Consider the following 16,799-nt stretch of genomic DNA (forward strand, 5'->3'; position numbering starts at 1 on the left):
TGAGGAACGTGAAAAAAGGGCGGGACTTTAGCACAGGGTGACGGTCATTACCGATGGCACTGGTCGGTGCCGCTGTTACCATGCGCGGCCGTTCATAGTCGGAGTCCGGATGTTCCTGCCTATCCTGTTGCTGGCCGCGGCCGGCTTTACCGTCCTCACCACTGAGTTCCTTATCGTCGGCCTGTTGCCGGGGATCGCCCGCGACCTCGACGTCAGCGTGCCCCAGGCCGGGCTGCTTGTGACCTTCTTCGCCTTCACCGTGGCCTGCTTCGGCCCCTTCCTCACCGCCTGGTGCGCGCGTCTGGAGCGCAAGCGCCTGTTCGTCGGGGTGTTGCTGCTGTTCGCCGGGGCCAACGCCCTGGCAGCGCTGGCACCGAACTACGCGGTGATGGCCGTGGCGCGGCTGGTGCCGGCGCTGGGCCTGCCGGTGTTCTGGTCGCTGGCCAGCGAGACGGCGGTGGATATCGTCGGCCCGGCCTATGCCGGGCGGGCCATCAGCAAGATCAGCTTCGGCGTGGTCTGCGCCATGGTCTTCGGCATTCCCCTGGGTACGTTGCTCGGCGATGCCTTCGGCTGGCGCGCGGCTTTCGCCCTGCTGGCCGGGCTGGCGCTGGTCAAGGCGCTGCTGCTCTGGCGCTACCTGCCGCACACGCCGCGCCAGAGCCAGGCGACCTCGCTGCGCAGCCAGTTCGGCCTGTTGCGCGGCCGGTTGTTGCAAGGTCATGTGTTGCTTTCGGTGCTGGTGTTCAGCGGCATGTTCACCGCCTATACCTACCTCGCCGACCTGCTGGAGCGCCTGGCAGGCTTCGATGGCAAAACCGTCGGTTGGTACCTGATGGGCTTCGGCGCGGTCGGCCTGATCGGCAACAGCCTGGGCGGACGTGCCGTGGATCGCCATCCGCTGCTGGCTTCGGCGGGGTTCTGCGGGTTGCTGGTGCTCGCCCTGCTGCTGGTGGTGCCGGTGATCCACTCGCCCGTCGGCCTGGTGCTGGCCCTGGCGCTGTGGGGCTGCACCCAGGCGGCGCTGTTCCTGGTCAGCCATGTCCGGGTGATCAAGGCCGCGCCCACGGCGCCTGCCTTTGGCGCCTCGCTCAACGTTGCCGGAGGCAATCTCGGCATCGGCCTGGGCGCACTGACTGGCGGGCGGGTGATCGAGCACCTGGGGCTTGCCAGCGTCGGTTATGTCGCTGCATTGCTGATCGCCTGTTCAGTGCTGCTCGCCCTGTGGCTGAGGCGCTTCAAGCCAGCGGCCAGTTGAACAGCTCGCGCCGCGCGCCTTCGGTAATGGCGACGATGCCGGGGTGCTTGACCTTGCGCTCCACCGAGATGGCGTAGAACGACTCGGTGACCGCATCGGTCTGGCCGACCAGCTCGACGCCGTACTGCCGGCAGACCTCCTCGGCGATTACGCTGGGAGCGATGAAGATGCCGCTGCCGGACTTGCCGAAGGCCTGCATCAGTGCGCTGTCGTCGAACTCGCCGACGATCCGCGGCTGCAGTTGCTGCTCGGCGAACCAGCGCAGCAGGCGGTTGCGCACCATGGTTTCCTGGCCCGGAATCAACAAAGGCGCGTGCTGCAGGCAGGCGGGGAAGGGCAGGGGCTGGCGCACCGCCAACTCCGGGGTGGCGAGGAAGCTGATGCCGCATTCGCCGAGTTTCTGGCTGTAGCCCTTGATGTCCAGATGGCCGGGCATGGGACTGTCGGAGATCACCAGGTCCAGACGCTGGATCGCCAGGTCGGCGAGCAGGCGCTCCAGCTTGTCCTCGCGGCAACTGATGCGCAGCGGCTCGGCCAGTTCCATGGTCGGCGCGATCAGCCGATAGACGATGGATTTCGGCACCACATCGGCGACACCGACGCGGAACAGGCGCTGCTGTTCGTTGGGTTGGGCGCGCAGCATGGCCTCCAGCTCGCCGCCGATCTGGAACATCTGTTCGGCGTAGGACAGCGCCTGGCGCCCGGTCTCGGTGAGTTCCAGCTGACGACCGACGCGCTGGAACAGCTCGATGCCGTAAGTCTGCTCCAGCAGGCTGATCTGCCCGCTGATGGTCTGCGGGGTCAGGTTCAGCTGCTCGCAGGCGCGGACGATGCTGCCGGTCTTGGCCACGACCCAGAAGTAGTGCATTTGGCGGTAGTTGAGCATGGCGCCTCACTCTTCGGAAAAACCGAAGTATAACCGCTGAAAATACGAATTTTTCTGAAGATTTCAGCTCTCTAGAATGCCCTCCATCGCGGCGCTGTTCCCGGGCGCCGGCTTGAATTCCAGTGAGGACAACATGCTCGACATCAAATCCATCGGTACGCCCCTGGTCCTGGTACTCGCCCTGTTCGCCATGACGGGCTGCGAGCAGGCCGAGAAATCCGCCCAGCAGGTGCTCAACCAGGCTGCCGAGTCGGCCAAGCAGGCCATCGACAAGACCAACGAAGCGGCCCAGCAGGCGCTGAGCGAAGCCACCGGCTCGCAGAAAGCGGAAAAAGAAGAACCCAAGGAAGCTGACGGTCAGAAAATCTGACCTATTTTTTCAATAATCGACAATTCAGGATCTGATTCATGGAATACCTGCTGGAACTCGCTGCAAGCCCGACCGCCTGGGTCGCCCTGGCCACCCTGGTGGCCATGGAGATTGTCCTGGGTATCGACAACCTGATCTTCATCTCGATCCTGACCAACAAGCTGCCCGTGGAGTACCGGTCCAAGGCCCGCCGCATCGGTATCAGCATGGCCCTGGTCATGCGTCTGGCGCTGCTCAGCACGGTGGCCTGGATCGTCCAGCTCACGGAACCGGTGATTGACATCCTCGGTCACAGCTTCTCGTGGAAGGACATGATCCTGATTGCCGGTGGCCTGTTCCTGCTGTGGAAAGCCACCAAGGAAATCCATGAAAGCGTGGATCCGCGGGCCAAGGAAGAATCCGCCGTGTCGTCTACCATTACCATCGGCTTCGCGGCGGCCATTGGCCAGATCCTGTTGCTGGACATCGTCTTCTCGATCGACAGCATCATTACCGCAGTGGGCATGACCGAGCACCTGCCGATCATGATCATCGCCGTGATCAGTGCCGTGATCGTGATGCTGGTAGCAGCGGACCCGCTGGCCAGGTTCATCAACGACAACCCGACCGTGGTGATGCTGGCCCTGGGCTTCCTGATCATGATCGGCATGACCCTGATCGCCGAAGGCTTCGGCGCCCATGTACCGAAAGGCTACGTGTATGCGGCGATGGCGTTCTCTACAGCGATCGAGGTGCTCAACATCATGTCGCGCCGTGCCCGTGAGCGCCGCGAGGCGGCTGAAGGCTGACGACCGAATCTGTTGCGTGCTGTAAGTTACGGGGCTCCTGATGGAGCCCCTTTTTTATGGAATAACCCTGTGGGAGCGAGCTTGCTCGGCGGCCCCAATGGTTCAGTGAGCGCTAGCGTGGCGCCGCGCCGCACGGCGATGGGCTGGCGCCGCTGCCTTGGCCTGCGGATGCGGATCCTGGTGATGCAGGTGATGACGACGGGCGATGCGCAGTACGCCCCACAACATGGCAGCGGCGACGCTCAGCCAGGCTGCGATCAACATGAAGATGGCCATGGTCAGGCTCATGGTTGCCTCCTTTGTCGTTACAGGCGGGACCTGTATTCAGACACCCCTTAAGTCTAGATGCTCATTTATTTCAGGGTATTGAACAAAGGTCTGGCGCTCAGACCGCTTTGTTCCAAGCCAGACGCGGGCTATGCCTGCGCCGTCCGTCGGCCTATGATCGCCCCTCAGGACCGGGCGCTGTCTGCCCGGCGACAGTTCAAGCGAGGACCCATGCCGATCCTTTGTGCAACACCGCGTCGCCTGCTGGCGGCCATTCTCGTGGCGGCCGCCCTTGGCGGGTGCGCCAGCCAGCCGCCTGCCGAACTCAAGCAACTGCCGCAGCGGGTTGAGCTCAGCTCGGTGCCGTTCTTCCGCGGCAATGCCCACCAGAGCGCGCCGATGGCGCTGGCGGCGATCCTGTCCCAGCAGGGCGTGCGCATCACCCCGGGCATGGTGGAAGAAGCCCTGAAGCTGCCGAAGGACCAGGAGCGCCTGCAGCAGTCCATGGCGACCGTGGCGCGCCAGTACGGGATGGTGGTGTATCCGCTGGACAGCAACCTGCCGGCCTTGCTCGGCCAGGTGGCTGCGGGGTATCCGGTGCTGGTGCGTTACCAGGAGGGTTCGGCGTTCTGGAGCGAGCCCCGTTATGCCCTGATGGTCGGTTACGACCGTTATAAGCAGCGGGTGCTGCTGCGCGCGGGCAACAATCGGCGGATGCTGATGGACTTCGATTCGTTCGAGTCGGCGTGGAAGAAAGAAGGCGCATGGGCGGTGCTGGTGCAGCAACCGCAGCAGTTGCCGGCCCGGGTGGACCGGCAGCGCTGGCTCAAGGCAGCCAACGACCTGGCCCAGGCAGGGCAGGAACAGGCTGCGCGGCGGGCCGTTGACGCCATCGGGCGTTAAACCTATTCAAAAGAAAGCCGCCGGGCCCTGTGGGGCCGGCGGCTTTCTTGGGGTTTACACGCCCAGACGGTCACGCAGCGAGTAGTACCAGGCACCGATCGCACTGAACGGCACGCGGAACATCTGGCCACCCGGGAACGGGTAGTGCGGCAGTTCGGCGAAAGCGTCGAAGCGCTCGGCCTGGCCGCGCAGGGCCTCGGCCAGGACCTTGCCGGCCAGGTGGGTGTAGGTCACGCCGTGGCCGCTGCAGCCTTGGGAGTAGTAGATGTTGTCGCCGATCCGGCCGACCTGCGGCAGGCGCGACAGGGTCAGCAAGAAGTTGCCGGTCCAGGCGAAGTCGATCTTCACGTCTTTCAACTGCGGGAAGGCTTTGAGCATCTTCGGACGGATGATCGCCTCGATGTTCGCCGGGTCGCGGGCACCGTAGACCACACCGCCGCCGAAGATCAGGCGCTTGTCGCTGGTCAGGCGGTAGTAGTCGAGCAGGTAGTTGCAGTCCTCGACGCAGTAGTCCTGCGGCAGCAGGGTGCGCGCCAGATCGTCGCTCAGCGGTTCGGTGGTGATCACCTGGGTGCCGCACGGCATCGACTTGGCGGCCAGCTCAGGCACCAGGCCACCGAGGTAGGCGTTACCGGCGACGATGATGAACTTGGCGCGTACGCGGCCGTTCGGGGTGTGCACCACCGGGTTGGCACCGCGCTCGATGCGCACCGCCGGGGATTGTTCGTAGATCTTGCCACCCAGGGATTCCACGGCGGCAGCTTCGCCCAGCGCCAGGTTCAGCGGGTGAATGTGACCGCCGCTCATGTCGAGCATACCGCCGACATAGTTGTCGCAGGCCACCACTTCGCGGATGCGGTTCTTGTCCATCAGTTCCAGCTGGGTGTGGCCGAAGCGCTCCCACAGGCGCTTCTGCGATTCCAGGTGACCCATCTGCTTGCTGGTGATGGCGGCGAATACGCCACCGTCCTTCAGGTCGCACTTGATGTCGTACTTGGCCACGCGTTCGCGAATGATGCGCCCGCCTTCGAAGGCCATCTGGCCCAGCAGTTGTGCCTGGCGCGGGCCGACGGTGCGCTCGATGACATCGATGTCGCGGCTGTAGCTGTTGACGATCTGGCCGCCGTTGCGGCCCGAAGCGCCGAAGCCGACCTTGGCCGCTTCCAGCACGGTCACGCTGAAGCCGTTCTCCAGCAGGAACAGGGCGCTGGACAGGCCGGTGTAGCCGGCGCCGATGACGCAGACGTCGGTCTGTACTTCTTCCTGCAGGGCAGGACGCGGTGGCACCGGATTGGCCGAGGCGGCGTAGTACGATTGTGGGTAGGCGATGGTGGCCATGCGCGGGGAACCTCTAATCTGTGACTTTGTAGTTGTGTGTTTTGTATTTTTTACGAATGCGCCAATCCTATCAATAATAATAAACACCCGCCAGCCGCCTGTTCGAAATCGGACGAAAGCCGTGGGCCGGACCGGGTGTCGCGATAAAAATTTTTATTATTCAGTGCTTTAGCTGAAAAATTGGTTGACACGTTTTGTCGTAAGCGTAGAATGCGCCCCACAGCAGGCACATAGCTCAGTTGGTTAGAGCACCACCTTGACATGGTGGGGGTCGTTGGTTCGAGTCCAATTGTGCCTACCAAACAAAAGCCCCGGTTTCCGGGCACTTGAAGGGCGATCCGAAGGGGTCGCCCTTTTTGTTTTCTGCCTGGTCCTCAGGCGGCGTTCTCAACGTGATGCTGCCATCTTCCGCTGTGGCGTGGCTCACCGGTAATCGAGCGGGTATTTGCTGCAAAATCCCTGGTTCGCCATGCTGTATCGCGTATTGTGTCGAATGACATGGCGTGGATATGGATGGCCCCGCCTTCAGGTCGCTCGCTTCACGTATCGACTAATCTCAATGGCAGCCGGGACGGCTTTTACTGCTCAGCATGACGTTGAACGACATCGGGATAGGTAATGACCCTGCAAAAGCGTAACAACGTGCACATGACTGGCAGCGGCAGTGCAACCGTGATCCTGTCTCATGGCTTCGGCAGTGATCAGTCCATGTGGAAGTTCCTGCTTCCGCATCTGGTCACGCGTTTCCGTGTGATCACGTATGACCTGGTAGGTGCAGGGCAGTCGGACCTCGGTGTCTATGACTGGGAAAAGTACGGGACGCTCTGGGGCTATGTCTCGGATCTCAACGAAATCATCGACGAATGTGGCGAGGGGCCGGTCATCGTGGTTGGCCATTCGGTCAGTGCGATGATTGGCGCCTTGGCGGAGCGTCAGCGAAAAGGCCGAATCGCGGCGCTGGTGATGATCGGGGGCTCGCCGTGCTACATCGATTCCGACACCTACACCGGCGGCTTTTCCCGGGATGACCTGCAGTCGCTGCTCGCCATGATCGATGACAATTACCTGGGGTGGTCCAGCACCATGGCTCCGGTACTGATGGGTGCGTCGGGGCAATCGGAACTGCAGGACGAGTTGGCTGGCAGTTTCTGTCGTACCGATCCGCAGGTTGCGCGGCACTTCGCCCGTGTCATCTTCATGTCCGACCATCGGCAGGACATCATGGGCCTGGACACGCCGACCCTGATCCTGCAATGCACCGCCGACCCGGTCGTGCCTGTGGTCGTGGGGGAGTTTCTGCATAACGTCCTGCCCAACAGCCATCTCAGCCTGATCGACAATATCGGGCATTACCCGCAGTTGAGTGCGCCCAGTGCCTGTTCTGCGGCCATGGATTCATTTTTCGCGCGTCATGGTTTTGGCCATGGATGACATGGCCTTGCTTTCGAACGATGCGTTTTTCGACAACGCACCTTGCGGGCTGGTCGTCATGGCGGCCGATGGTACGCTGCTGCGCTGCAATCAGACGCTTGGCAACTGGCTGGGATACGACAAAGACGCGTTGCAAGCGCGCAGTTTCGAGCAACTGCTGACGGTGGTGGGGCGGACCTTCCTGCTCACCCATTGGGGGCCATTGCTGAACATGCAAGGCTCGGTGTCGGAGGTGAAACTCGAGCTGCGTCATCACGACGGGCATCTTGTTTCGATGCTGCTGAACGGCGTCCGGCGTGAAACGGCCGAGGGAATTCGGTACCAGTTGGCACTGTTCAGCATTACGGAGCGTAACCGCAACGAGGGGGCCGTGTTCGTGGCCATGCAGCGTGCCGAGCAGCTACTGGCGGAAAAAGTCAGTGCAGAGGCGGCGCTCAAGCGGGCTCAGGCCGACCTTGCAGCGGCGTACGACAATGCCCAGCGCAGGGCAGTGCTGGCCGAGCAGATGGTTGCTATCGCCAGCCATGACCTGAAGAACCCGATGACCGCCATCAAGATGGCCAGCCAGATGCTGGAGGAGGACGCTCAGACCGACAAGGCGCGCCGCTTGCTGGAGAGCATTGGCGCCTCCGCCGATCGGGTGCAGGGCATGATCGTCGATTTGCTGGACTTCGCCTCGGTCAGGCTCGGCCAGGGCATCAGGATCCGCCGCCGGCGGGTCGATCTGCCTAAGGCGATGGACCGATGCGTACAGGAACTCAGGGTTGCCTTCATCGGTGCCAACATCCGTTATTGTTCGCGAGGCACTGGCACTTTCGAGATAGATGAGGAGCGCTTGCAGCAGATGATCGGCAACCTGATCGCAAACAGCGTGGCCTACGGCGACCTGCAATTTCCAATTACCTTGACCGTCGATCTTTCGGAAAACGGTGCAACTCTGAGTGTACACAACCATGGGCCGGCCATCGCCGATGCGTTGGTGCCGACCTTGTTCGAGCCGATGACGCGAGGCGGTGAGCACCAGGGTTCGCTGCGCTCGATAGGGCTCGGTTTGTTCATCGTCAAGCAAATCGCCGAAGCGCATGGTGGCACCATCGGGATGACATCGAGCGTGGTGTACGGGACCACCTTCTCCATAAGGTTGCCCTCCGGTCTGGTCTGAGGTCAGAGGCGGCATCCCGTTCTCACGTGTCGTTCCTGGTGGGAGGTTTTTGAAGTCGCTGATTTTTTTGCAGATTTTCTGCAACAAGGGTGTTGACAGCCTCAGCCAAATGCGTAGAATGCCGCCCCACAGCAGGCACATAGCTCAGTTGGTTAGAGCACCACCTTGACATGGTGGGGGTCGTTGGTTCGAGTCCAATTGTGCCTACCAAACATCGCGAAGAGGGCGATCCGAAAGGATCGCCCTTTTTCGTTTTGCTTCTGCCCCCCCCGTGGCCGATGGCGAGCAGGCTGGTGGCGGTGGAAACGCTCCTCGCCATGGCTGTGCACAAGTCCCTGGGTTTGGAGTTCGACCACACTGTCCCGGCGCGGCGCCAACGCACCTGGACAGCCACATCAGGCAGGGCGTATCGCGGTGCGTTGACGACATAAAGTGTCGTGGACATTTCGATAATGGGTTGATCGAAGGTTTTTGCAGAAGGTTGATCCCATGTGCCCCGACCCTATCGTTTTGCTTCTTGTCGTGACGTTTTCGCCGGATGCCGCAGGGAATCGCCCATGATCCCGCACAGCTGGTTGTTCCTTGCCCTTCAGGGGCTGATTCTGCTGGTGCTGGTGGTGCAGTATCTGCAGGGTGGCAGGTTGTCGCGTGCGCTGGACCACTGGCATGTCACCACCCGCGAGCGCCAGCGCCGCGACTGGTGGCATGCCGAAGAGAACCGCGAACTGAAGCAGGCGCTGCAGGCCGAGAAGGTCCTTGTGGCGCAGTTGCGGCGTAGCCTGGATGAGCTGCGCACTCAGGCATGACGGAACAAGGAGACGCCATGATCGAGATTCAACGTCGGCTGGGTGAGGCCCGCCATGTGGTGGTGTTTACCGGCGCGGGCGTATCTGCGGAAAGTGGCATTCCGACCTTTCGCGATGCCCTGAGCGGCTTGTGGAGCCGCTTCGACCCGGCTGCCCTGGCTACCGCCGAGGCCTTTCGGGCCGATCCGGCGCTGGTCTGGGGCTGGTATGAATGGCGTCGCGCCAAGGTGCTCGCCGCGACACCGAATGCCGCGCACCTGGCCATTGCCGAACTGGCACGGCAGGTGCCCGTGCTCACCGTGATCAGCCAGAACGTCGATGACTTGCATGAACGCGCAGGTAGCCGGGGTGTGATCCATCTGCATGGCAGCCTGCATGCGCCGCGCTGCTTCGCCTGTGCGCGGCCGTACGACGGCGTGCTCGACGAGGCGGATGCCGGGGGCGAGGGCGGCCGGATCGAGCCGCCCCGTTGCCGGCGCTGCAATGGCAGGATCCGGCCCGGAGTGGTCTGGTTTGGCGAATCGTTGCCGGAGCAGCCCTGGCGCGATGCCCTGGCGGCTGCCCGCGACTGCGACCTGCTGCTATCGGTTGGCACCTCGGGGCTGGTCATGCCGGCGGCGCAGATTCCCCGGGTTGCCCGCCAGCAGGGCGCCGCGCTGGTGCACGTGAACCTCGATCCGCAGGCTGTCGAAGGTGACAGCGAATTCACCCTGGTCGGCAAGGCGGCAGACCTTCTGCCGCGCTTGTTGGTACCGCCAGAGCGTTGAGCCTAGCGCGCGCCCTGCCTGCCGAACATCGGTTGGCCCAGGGCCCACAGGCCGTCTTCTATGGCCTGGATGACGGCCGATGGGGTCGTCTCGGCGAACTCCCAAACCTGCAGGTTGATGTTCCCTTCGCGTGTCGGCAGCCAATGGCTCAGGTGCATGGCGTAGGTGCTCTTGTAGCCAAAGCCCAGGTGATCTTTCATCCGCGAATGCAGGTTCGCGGAACTGCCGACGTAGAGCAGGGGCGAGGCGGTGTTCACGCGGCAATACGCGCGTCCCCCTGTGCCCGCTTGCCTGGCCGCGACAAAGGCGGCATGCAGCGCCGCGCAGTCGTCCTCGGCCACCCGGAATGCATAGATGTAGCGTGCTCCGCGGGTGGACCGGTCCTTTATCGGCTGCAACTGGCCCAGGTCGCCGTCACGGATGGCGCTGAAGGGAATGCTCAGTTGCCATGGGGCATCGAGGCTTGTGCGCTGCACATCGGCAGCCAGGTTACGCAGGTTGCTGGCAATGTCGGTCAGCGTGGCGGCATTCAACATGATCTTCATGACTCTCGAACAGGGGGCGTTGGGCCGCTTTCACGCGGGCTCATAGGCGGCCGCAGCGCGCTTCAGGGTGTCGCCGATCTGCTGGCGCAGGGTCGCGGGCTCGCGAACCACAAAGGCATCGCCCAGGGACAGGATCCACCAGCGCAGTTGCCAGGTATCGGTCACCGTCGCACGCAGGCTGAAGCCCTGCTCCAGCGGTTCGAGCTGCATGTCGGCGCTCAGCGGCGTCTCGCGGATCAGGCGTGCCTGGTGCTCGCTGACCCAGGCTTGCAGGCTGATCTTCTCCGGCTTGCCGAATTGCAGGGCGTCGCTGTCCAGGTAGGCCTGCAGCTCGAAGGCATCCAGGCCCTGGCACGGCGAATCGAGCACCGTGGCGGTGCGGAAGCGATGCACGGCGAACTGGCGGATGTCGGTGTAGGGCGCGGCGGTGGCGATCAGGTAAGTGATGAGCCCGCGTTGCACGATAGCCAGGGGGTTGAGGGTCAGTTCGCTGAGTTTGTCGGTATGCGCGGAATAGTACTGGCAGCGCACCTGGCGTTCGCTGATCAGCGCGTGCTGCAACGCCTCCAGGAGGTCAGCCTGGATTTCCGGAGCGTGCAGGTTGAAGTCGGGCCGTACGCTGGCGACCTTGTCCGGCCAGCGTGCGGCGGGGTTGCCATCGCCCAGGCCCTTGAGTTTTTGCCGGGCGTGTTCGAAGCGCGGTTCCAGCACGCTGAGCATGCTGCCCGGCAACAGGGGGCGTACCGCATCCTCGACCAGCGCCAGGCTGACGGCTTCGGTCAGGGTAACGCCCTGAAGCTCGACGCTCACGCCAGGTTTCCAGTACCAGCCGAACGGCGTGCCGCCGTCATTGCACTGCAAGGGGAAGACCAGCGACAGGTCGCGCAGGTCGCGTTCGATGCTGCGGCGACTGATGCTGTAGCCGGCGGCGGTCAGGCGCATCAACAGTTCGGTCACGGTGATGCCGGGAGCACGCTTGGGCAACTGCTGCAGCAGCTCCCATTGTCGATTCAACGCGCTGTGGGTCTTGGCTGAAGGCAAGAGAATCATCCTTGTTGAGTGAAAGCTGGCCTTTGGCTAGCTCTGTAGGCCCGCCCCTCTATCGGCGAGGGGCTGGCAACCTTTAGTGCGTCCACTGTTGAAAGCCGATTGGCCGCTGCGGCGCTCCGGATTTCAGGCGACATTCGGCGAGCAGCGCGGCGGCCAGCTCGTCGGCGCTGGCGAACGGGCGGAAGCGCCCGCGGCGGGCCACCGCGGCGAAATCCCCCGGGGTCAGCCGGGCTTCCCCGCGCAGGCGCAGGCTGGCACGGTGCTGTGGATCCTTGAGGGCCAGTGCTTTGAGGTGGGCATCGAACAGGCTGCAGACCTGGTCTGCGGCCAGGTAGCCGAAATGCACCTTGAGGTCGAAACGCCGCAGGGAGGCTTCGTCCAGATCGGCGATCAGGTTGGTCGAGGCGATGAACAGGCCGCGGTAGCTCTCCATCTGCGTGAGCATTTCGTTGACCGCAGTGACCTCCCAGCTCTGCCGGGCATTGCGCCGGTCCTGGAGGAAGCTGTCGACTTCGTCGAGGAGGAGCACGGCATCCTCCTGGTGCGCCCGTTCGAAGGCGTCCGCCAGGTTCTTCTCGGTGTTACCGACATACGGCGAGACCAGGTCGGAAACCCGCTTCACCATCAGTGGCTTGTCCAGCTCTTGCGCCAGCCAGTGGCCGAATGCGGTCTTGCCGGTACCCGGCGGGCCATAGAAGCACAGGCGTGCTTGCGGCCAGGCGCGCAGGCCGTCCACAAGGCCGTCGAGAGCCAGATCGGCGTTGATCCATTGCGGCGAATAGAAGCCCGGTAGCGCGGCCGCCTGGCTCTGCAGCTTGTCGAAGCCCTGGGCCTTCAGCGTGCCGTCGACGATGCAGCGGATGCTGTCGTCGAGCACCTTGCCCGCGCGTTGCGAAACGCTGCGGCCCACCCGTACGGCGCGTTCCAGCACGGCGGGGGTCATCTCCTCGTGGGCGCAGAGGTGCTCCATCAGTGCTTCGCCGAGCTTGCCGCCGCTGCATTCGCGCAGCATCCGTTTGCGTTGGGCCAGGGGCGGGTTGGGCACTTCGATGACCAGGTCGAAGCGGCGCACGTGGGCGGGGTCGATCGCCTCGATGCTGTTGCTCAGCCAGAAGCATGGCAGGCTGTTCTCTTCCAGCATGCGATTGATCCATCCCTTCTGAGAGCGGCTGCCGGCCTCGGTGCTGGCGCTGTGGAAGATGTCTTCGATCTCGTCCAGCACCAGCAAGGCGCGTTGTGCGTGCAGCACACTGTTGGCTGCGCGCAGCGAAGCGAGGCGTTGCCTGGCCAGTATGGGATCGCCGTGACGGTCGGTGCAGGCCACTTCGTATAGTGCGCAGTCGAGGCTCTTCGCCAGCAGGCGGCTCAGTTGGGTCTTGCCGGTCCCGGGAGGTCCGTACAGCAGGATGTTCACACCTTGGCGCCGGCGTGCCAGGGCTTTGCCCAGGTAGCGTTCGGCGATGCCCAGCGGCTGGCGGATATGCCCGTAGTGTTCGGCGCCCAGGCTGCCCGGCGGGCTGGGGCGAAAGGCGTAGGCGAACAGCTCCAGCGGGCGGCCCTTGCTGAAACGCAGCAGGCCGGGTAACTCCTGGTTGCTCACCGACAGCATCGAGCTCAGGGCCATGGCCGCACGGTTGCTGGTGCTGATATCGAGCAGGCCGCAACGCATCAACGGGCTGGCGTGGCCCAGACAGGCTTCCACCTTGGCCAGCGGCAGGCCGAGCAGCACCGAGAGCGTTTTCATCGCCCGGTTGAGGCCGAGCATGCCCAGTTGGTCGGTCGCATCGCTGAGGGTCGGATCGCAGTGCATGAGCACACAGAAGCCCAGAATCTGCAGTTCGGCATCAGACAGGCCGAGCAGGTTGCCCAGCGCCACGAGGTTGTTGGCGAGGTTGTCCGGATAGTCCGCTTGCGGGTGCTGTGCCTGGAAGCTCCGAGCATTTTTGCGCAGGTCTCCCAGTGCCCGGGCGACACTGTAGTCGTCACCGTCGATCCATTTTTCCAGGCCCAGCTCGCGGGCCAGATCATCGTCATTCAGGCCGTGGCGGCAGATGAAAGTGCGATGGCCCCCCAGTTCCAGAAGCAGTTGATAGCTCCACTTCAGGGAAAGTGCGCAGGTGTCGACAGCACGATGGCTGCCAAAGGCGAAGGGGGTGATGCGACGACCCATACCGTGTCTCCTCGAGGCTATACGGTGTGCAGGATGGCGCTGGGGGTAGTCAGGATGTGTCGCTCGCGATGGCTGTGCGGGCTCGACACAATCTGTCGCGCCCGGGTGCCAGTCTGTACTTCACGCAAGGTGCCTCGGAGGAACTGGCAATGCTGAAGAATGTGTTGGCGACGGTAGGTCTGGTGGTGGTGGTGCAGAAGGGCTTCGATCTCTATCGCAAGTACCGGGAGATGGAGGAGGAAAACGAAGCCTTGAAGAAGGCCGCCGCTCAGGAACGCACCGCCGGGTAGCAGGCGTCGCCCTGAGGAGGGCGTCTCCAAGGGGCGTGTCGTCCTTGCGGTCAAAACGCAAGGGTGACCCGAGGCCTGGTCAGTGGTACAGGCCACCGATCCAGGCACTACGGGCTGCGAAGCTCAGGCAGAGCGCTCCAGTACTGCCTGATGATGCTGGTAATAATCCTCGTAACGGCTCTGCAACAGCGAGAGTGACAGCAGCGTCGCGACCCGGCGTTCTGCCGCGGGCGTCTCGCACAGGGCCGGTACCCCACGGACCAGGCAGGCGAAACTGCCGCCGAGCAACGCCGTGGCAGCGGCGTGGCGGCTCTCCAGATGTTGCTTGAAGTGTTCCTGCAAGTCCTCGGTTTCCGGGGTCAGTTGCTCGATGGCGCGCAGCGCCTTGGCGAAGAACTTGCGGATCGGGCCGATCAGGCGATTCATCTCCAGTTGCCAGTAGTGTTCCCACCATTGTGCCAAGGGATGCCCGGCCGGCAGGGACGGTATCGACCAGTCCTTGAGTGTGTCGGCAGTGCAGGCCAGTTGACGTAGCCAGGTCTTGCGCACCTTCTCGCGAAGCTCCGCGGGCTTGAGCCCCAGCAGCCGGTACATGTTCATTCCGGCGACGAAATCACCCTCGATGCGGGCCTTGTCGAGCAACTGTCGGCCACGTTCCAGAAGGTCTGCGCACTCGCGCAGCGGCGCGCTCAGGTCCCATTCTGCCGGCCAGCGCCTGATGGCGGCGGCGCAGGGGTCGCCGACCTCGGTGCCGGCGTTGTGCCCCAGCGGTGCGAGCAGGCTGTGCCAGAAGCGTTCGCGAAAGTGCTGCAGGTCGGTCGACGGCAGGTCCTGGAAGTCGATGCAGAAGATCTCCAGTTCCAGCTCGCTGGCGTCGCGGTCGAGCTCACCCCACAGGCGCAGGGCCAGGTCCCGGGCGCGTTGCTTGAGGTGCGCTGCCTCTTGTTCCGGGCAGGCGGTGACGACCATCAGCAGCCTGGCCTGGCCGAGGAAGTCGGTATCGGCTTCGGCCAGGGCCGCCATGAAGTCCTGAAGGTGCTCGGCATTGGTCGCGCCATCGAGCCGGGCGGCCTGGCAGACATAGACCACCGCCAGGTTGTGCTGGCCGAGCATCAGCGACCTGGCACTCAGCTCGGCGATGGCGTCGTCACCGGAATTCCACCCTGGCGTGTCGATGAGGAACAGGCGCTTGGGACTCTTGTCGTCGCTGAAACCATCACCTTCGGGGAGGATCAACCGCGGTTCGTCGAGGGTCAGGCGCAGGCGATGCTTCATCGGGTCGAGGTGGGCGAGGGCCTGGCGCTCGGGGAATTCGCTGTAGAAGGAGAGGGGCACGGCCGCCGAGTAGTCATGTTCACGCTCGATCAGGCTGAGAGCTGGCGTGCTGCCGTAGGTGATTTCCAGGGGCAGACGGGTCTGGCGCTCGAGGGAACTGATGGGGAACAGTGCCGGCGGGATCCGCTCGCCGAACAGCTCGCGCAGCAGGCGGGTCTTGCCAGCGGAGAACTCGCCGACGAAGCGTGCAGTGAGGATGCCGTCCGCTGGCGGACGTGTGTCCGTCAGGTTCGCGGTGAAATCCAGCAGCAACTGCTGCAGGGCGAGTGTGCGGGGAAAGGCGATGTTTCGGGATGCAGTGGCAAAGGTCATGGCAGTCACGTGTGAAGAGGGGCAGACAGCACGCCGATCAATTGCTCGGCATTCCAGACGATACGTTCGGCCACGCTGTGCCAGCCGTGGCGATCGAGTCGGGCCAGGCTGCCGGTGTCCAGGCAGTGGGTGATGAACTCGAGTAACTGGCCACACAACTGCGCGTGCTCAAGTGCGCCCTGTTTCCATTCGTCACCGGCCTGGACCAGGGCAATGAAGTTCGACAGACCGTCCTCGCAGTCGCGGTAGGCTGCGCTATCGTCCGAGAGCAGCAGCGGCACCAGCAGCAGATGGTGATTCTTCGAGCCCCACAGGCGAGGATCGCGCCGCAGGTCATCCTGCTGTACGGCCGCCACGGTTTGCCGGATCAGTCCCGCAGCGGTATCGGCGGTCGGTGCCGACACGTTCGCGCCGATGCGCTGCACAGCTTCCCAGAACAGTGGCTGCGCGCGCAGCAGGTTCTGTCGGCAGACGGCGAGATCTTCGTCCAGCGCATCGTCGAGGATGCGCGCGTAGAGGTGCACCCGCGCGCAGTCATGCAGCAGTCGTTGCGTGCGCTCGCTGGGCGTTGCGTCGAGCCATGGCTCGGCGAGCAGGACGATGAATGCCGGTGAGTGCTCGGCCACCGCCTGCAGTCGTTGCAGGGCATGGCGGGCAGCGCTATGGCTGTCGGGCAGGTGGATGCGGGCGATATCCTCGCGCAGTTGGCATTCCAGCCGATCGATCAGGTGCTGCCGGGAAATGGTGTCGCTGTTCACTCAGATCTTCCCGAAAAGGCTGGAGAAATGATCCCCCCAGAAAGCGCCCGTAGACGAGCCCTCAGCGCTTGGCTGCGGTGCCGCTGCGGCCTGGGCTGCGGCTTTGCGTTCCTGCAGCAGCTGTGCCTGCAACGTGGCGATCTCCGTCATTGCCCGGCTTTGCACGGCCGTGGTCGCCAGTTGCCTGAGATAGTCATCACAAGGGTTCGGCAAGGTGAGGGCGAGCAGTTGGCACAACTGGCCGTGGCGCTGTTGCTCCAGTTCAGCGCGGGCCTGCAGTTCGCTGGCGCGGGCCTCGGCCGTGGCGGCGTCCAGGCGGCTCTTGCTTTTCGCCTGAGTCTTGTTCTGGCGGTTCGCCATATG

The 16,799-nt window shown here is 63.6% G+C and carries 18 protein-coding genes and 2 tRNA genes; 11 read left to right on the forward strand and 9 right to left on the reverse strand.

Going from position 1 to position 16,799, the window contains the following annotated elements; genetic code table 11:
• Positions 1–109 precede the first annotated feature (109 nt).
• Positions 110–1,258: an MFS transporter gene (locus AC5QPF_RS10960; protein WP_494963236.1), complete on the forward strand. Its 1,149-nt coding sequence runs from the start codon at positions 110–112 to the stop codon at positions 1,256–1,258.
• On the opposite strand, the gene nhaR is transcribed toward AC5QPF_RS10960, so the two are convergent.
• Complete coding sequence (nhaR, locus tag AC5QPF_RS10965) at positions 1,239–2,144, reverse strand: transcriptional activator NhaR (protein WP_494963237.1); 906 nt, start codon at positions 2,142–2,144, stop codon at positions 1,239–1,241. The two genes, AC5QPF_RS10960 and nhaR, sit on opposite strands and share 20 nt — an antisense overlap.
• Before the next feature lie 133 nt (positions 2,145–2,277).
• On the opposite strand from nhaR, the gene AC5QPF_RS10970 reads away from it, so the two are divergent.
• On the forward strand, positions 2,278–2,514 hold the full coding sequence (locus AC5QPF_RS10970) for a hypothetical protein (RefSeq protein ID WP_494963238.1): 237 nt from the start codon (positions 2,278–2,280) through the stop codon (positions 2,512–2,514).
• A gap of 38 nt (positions 2,515–2,552) precedes the next feature.
• Positions 2,553–3,302 (forward strand): TerC family protein, encoded by a 750-nt coding sequence (locus tag AC5QPF_RS10975; protein WP_494963239.1) that lies wholly within the window; start codon positions 2,553–2,555, stop codon positions 3,300–3,302.
• A gap of 102 nt (positions 3,303–3,404) precedes the next feature.
• On the opposite strand, the gene AC5QPF_RS10980 is transcribed toward AC5QPF_RS10975, so the two are convergent.
• Entirely contained in the window at positions 3,405–3,590 is a 186-nt protein-coding gene (locus tag AC5QPF_RS10980) for a hypothetical protein (RefSeq protein WP_494963240.1), read from the reverse strand.
• Positions 3,591–3,743: 153 nt separating this feature from the next.
• Here AC5QPF_RS10980 and AC5QPF_RS10985 point away from each other — a divergent pair, with 153 nt between their 5' ends.
• Positions 3,744–4,472 carry a PA2778 family cysteine peptidase gene (locus AC5QPF_RS10985; protein WP_494963241.1) on the forward strand — a complete coding sequence of 243 codons (729 nt, stop codon included), beginning with the start codon at positions 3,744–3,746 and terminating at the stop codon, positions 4,470–4,472.
• 54 nt (positions 4,473–4,526) lie between these two features.
• Here the strand turns inward: AC5QPF_RS10985 and AC5QPF_RS10990 are convergent, their stop codons facing one another.
• The gene (locus tag AC5QPF_RS10990) at positions 4,527–5,810 is read right to left on the reverse strand and encodes an NAD(P)/FAD-dependent oxidoreductase (RefSeq protein ID WP_458976129.1); all 1,284 of its coding nucleotides are present in this window, start codon (positions 5,808–5,810) and stop codon (positions 4,527–4,529) included.
• Between the two features lie 224 nt (positions 5,811–6,034).
• Between AC5QPF_RS10990 and AC5QPF_RS10995 the strand changes: the two genes are divergently transcribed.
• The 6 genes from AC5QPF_RS10995 (at position 6,035) to AC5QPF_RS11020 (ending at position 9,976) form a co-directional block, all read left to right on the forward strand.
• Positions 6,035–6,111: transfer RNA gene (locus AC5QPF_RS10995), tRNA-Val, on the forward strand.
• A 317-nt stretch (positions 6,112–6,428) separates the two neighbouring features.
• Positions 6,429–7,241 (forward strand): alpha/beta fold hydrolase, encoded by an 813-nt coding sequence (locus AC5QPF_RS11000; RefSeq protein WP_494963242.1) that lies wholly within the window; start codon positions 6,429–6,431, stop codon positions 7,239–7,241.
• Positions 7,234–8,403 (forward strand): ATP-binding protein, encoded by a 1,170-nt coding sequence (locus tag AC5QPF_RS11005; RefSeq protein ID WP_494963243.1) that lies wholly within the window; start codon positions 7,234–7,236, stop codon positions 8,401–8,403. The genes AC5QPF_RS11000 and AC5QPF_RS11005 overlap by 8 nt, the downstream gene beginning before the upstream one ends.
• Positions 8,404–8,536: 133 nt before the next feature.
• A tRNA-Val gene (locus AC5QPF_RS11010) sits at positions 8,537–8,613 on the forward strand.
• Positions 8,614–8,960: 347 nt separating this feature from the next.
• Positions 8,961–9,209 carry a hypothetical protein gene (locus AC5QPF_RS11015; protein WP_494963244.1) on the forward strand — a complete coding sequence of 83 codons (249 nt, stop codon included), beginning with the start codon at positions 8,961–8,963 and terminating at the stop codon, positions 9,207–9,209.
• A gap of 17 nt (positions 9,210–9,226) precedes the next feature.
• Complete coding sequence (locus AC5QPF_RS11020; protein ID WP_494963245.1) at positions 9,227–9,976, forward strand: NAD-dependent protein deacylase; 750 nt, start codon at positions 9,227–9,229, stop codon at positions 9,974–9,976.
• A gap of 2 nt (positions 9,977–9,978) precedes the next feature.
• On the opposite strand, the gene AC5QPF_RS11025 is transcribed toward AC5QPF_RS11020, so the two are convergent.
• The 3 genes from AC5QPF_RS11025 to AC5QPF_RS11035 form a co-directional block, all read right to left on the reverse strand.
• Entirely contained in the window at positions 9,979–10,521 is a 543-nt protein-coding gene (locus AC5QPF_RS11025) for a GIY-YIG nuclease family protein (RefSeq protein WP_494963246.1), read from the reverse strand.
• A gap of 30 nt (positions 10,522–10,551) precedes the next feature.
• On the reverse strand, positions 10,552–11,562 hold the full coding sequence (locus tag AC5QPF_RS11030; protein ID WP_494963247.1) for a WYL domain-containing protein: 1,011 nt from the start codon (positions 11,560–11,562) through the stop codon (positions 10,552–10,554).
• 82 nt (positions 11,563–11,644) lie between these two features.
• The gene (locus tag AC5QPF_RS11035; RefSeq protein ID WP_494963248.1) at positions 11,645–13,741 is read right to left on the reverse strand and encodes an AAA family ATPase; all 2,097 of its coding nucleotides are present in this window, start codon (positions 13,739–13,741) and stop codon (positions 11,645–11,647) included.
• 149 nt (positions 13,742–13,890) lie between these two features.
• Here AC5QPF_RS11035 and AC5QPF_RS11040 point away from each other — a divergent pair, with 149 nt between their 5' ends.
• Positions 13,891–14,031, forward strand: a complete 141-nt coding sequence (locus AC5QPF_RS11040; RefSeq protein WP_494963249.1) for a hypothetical protein — start codon at positions 13,891–13,893, stop codon at positions 14,029–14,031.
• Between the two features lie 123 nt (positions 14,032–14,154).
• On the opposite strand, the gene AC5QPF_RS11045 is transcribed toward AC5QPF_RS11040, so the two are convergent.
• From AC5QPF_RS11045 to AC5QPF_RS11055, 3 genes are read right to left on the reverse strand one after another with little or no spacing between them, the layout of a single operon-like run.
• Positions 14,155–15,678, reverse strand: coding sequence for a dynamin family protein (locus AC5QPF_RS11045; RefSeq protein WP_494963250.1), 1,524 nt, complete (start codon positions 15,676–15,678; stop codon positions 14,155–14,157).
• A 5-nt stretch (positions 15,679–15,683) separates the two neighbouring features.
• Positions 15,684–16,436, reverse strand: a complete 753-nt coding sequence (locus AC5QPF_RS11050) for a hypothetical protein (protein WP_494963251.1) — start codon at positions 16,434–16,436, stop codon at positions 15,684–15,686.
• A complete protein-coding gene (locus tag AC5QPF_RS11055) occupies positions 16,437–16,796 on the reverse strand; it encodes a hypothetical protein (RefSeq protein WP_494963252.1) in 360 nt (119 codons plus the stop codon).
• Between the last annotated feature and the right edge of the window lie 3 nt (positions 16,797–16,799).

Source organism: Pseudomonas sp. Con_6, from assembly GCF_059379395.1.

Excerpts from the sequence above, each read along its gene's own strand:
- AC5QPF_RS10960 (WP_494963236.1), top strand. The coding sequence starts at position 110 with ATGTTCCTGCCTATCCTGTTGCTGGCCGCGGCCGGCTTTACCGTCCTC.
- nhaR (WP_494963237.1), bottom strand. The coding sequence starts at position 2,144 with ATGCTCAACTACCGCCAAATGCACTACTTCTGGGTCGTGGCCAAGACC.
- AC5QPF_RS10970 (WP_494963238.1), top strand. The coding sequence starts at position 2,278 with ATGCTCGACATCAAATCCATCGGTACGCCCCTGGTCCTGGTACTCGCC.
- AC5QPF_RS10975 (WP_494963239.1), top strand. The coding sequence starts at position 2,553 with ATGGAATACCTGCTGGAACTCGCTGCAAGCCCGACCGCCTGGGTCGCC.
- AC5QPF_RS10980 (WP_494963240.1), bottom strand. The coding sequence starts at position 3,590 with ATGAGCCTGACCATGGCCATCTTCATGTTGATCGCAGCCTGGCTGAGC.
- AC5QPF_RS10985 (WP_494963241.1), top strand. The coding sequence starts at position 3,744 with ATGATCGCCCCTCAGGACCGGGCGCTGTCTGCCCGGCGACAGTTCAAG.
- AC5QPF_RS10990 (WP_458976129.1), bottom strand. The coding sequence starts at position 5,810 with ATGGCCACCATCGCCTACCCACAATCGTACTACGCCGCCTCGGCCAAT.
- AC5QPF_RS11000 (WP_494963242.1), top strand. The coding sequence starts at position 6,429 with ATGACCCTGCAAAAGCGTAACAACGTGCACATGACTGGCAGCGGCAGT.
- AC5QPF_RS11005 (WP_494963243.1), top strand. The coding sequence starts at position 7,234 with ATGGATGACATGGCCTTGCTTTCGAACGATGCGTTTTTCGACAACGCA.
- AC5QPF_RS11015 (WP_494963244.1), top strand. The coding sequence starts at position 8,961 with ATGATCCCGCACAGCTGGTTGTTCCTTGCCCTTCAGGGGCTGATTCTG.
- AC5QPF_RS11020 (WP_494963245.1), top strand. The coding sequence starts at position 9,227 with ATGATCGAGATTCAACGTCGGCTGGGTGAGGCCCGCCATGTGGTGGTG.
- AC5QPF_RS11025 (WP_494963246.1), bottom strand. The coding sequence starts at position 10,521 with ATGAAGATCATGTTGAATGCCGCCACGCTGACCGACATTGCCAGCAAC.
- AC5QPF_RS11035 (WP_494963248.1), bottom strand. The coding sequence starts at position 13,741 with ATGGGTCGTCGCATCACCCCCTTCGCCTTTGGCAGCCATCGTGCTGTC.
- AC5QPF_RS11040 (WP_494963249.1), top strand. The coding sequence starts at position 13,891 with ATGCTGAAGAATGTGTTGGCGACGGTAGGTCTGGTGGTGGTGGTGCAG.
- AC5QPF_RS11045 (WP_494963250.1), bottom strand. The coding sequence starts at position 15,678 with ATGACCTTTGCCACTGCATCCCGAAACATCGCCTTTCCCCGCACACTC.
- AC5QPF_RS11055 (WP_494963252.1), bottom strand. The coding sequence starts at position 16,796 with ATGGCGAACCGCCAGAACAAGACTCAGGCGAAAAGCAAGAGCCGCCTG.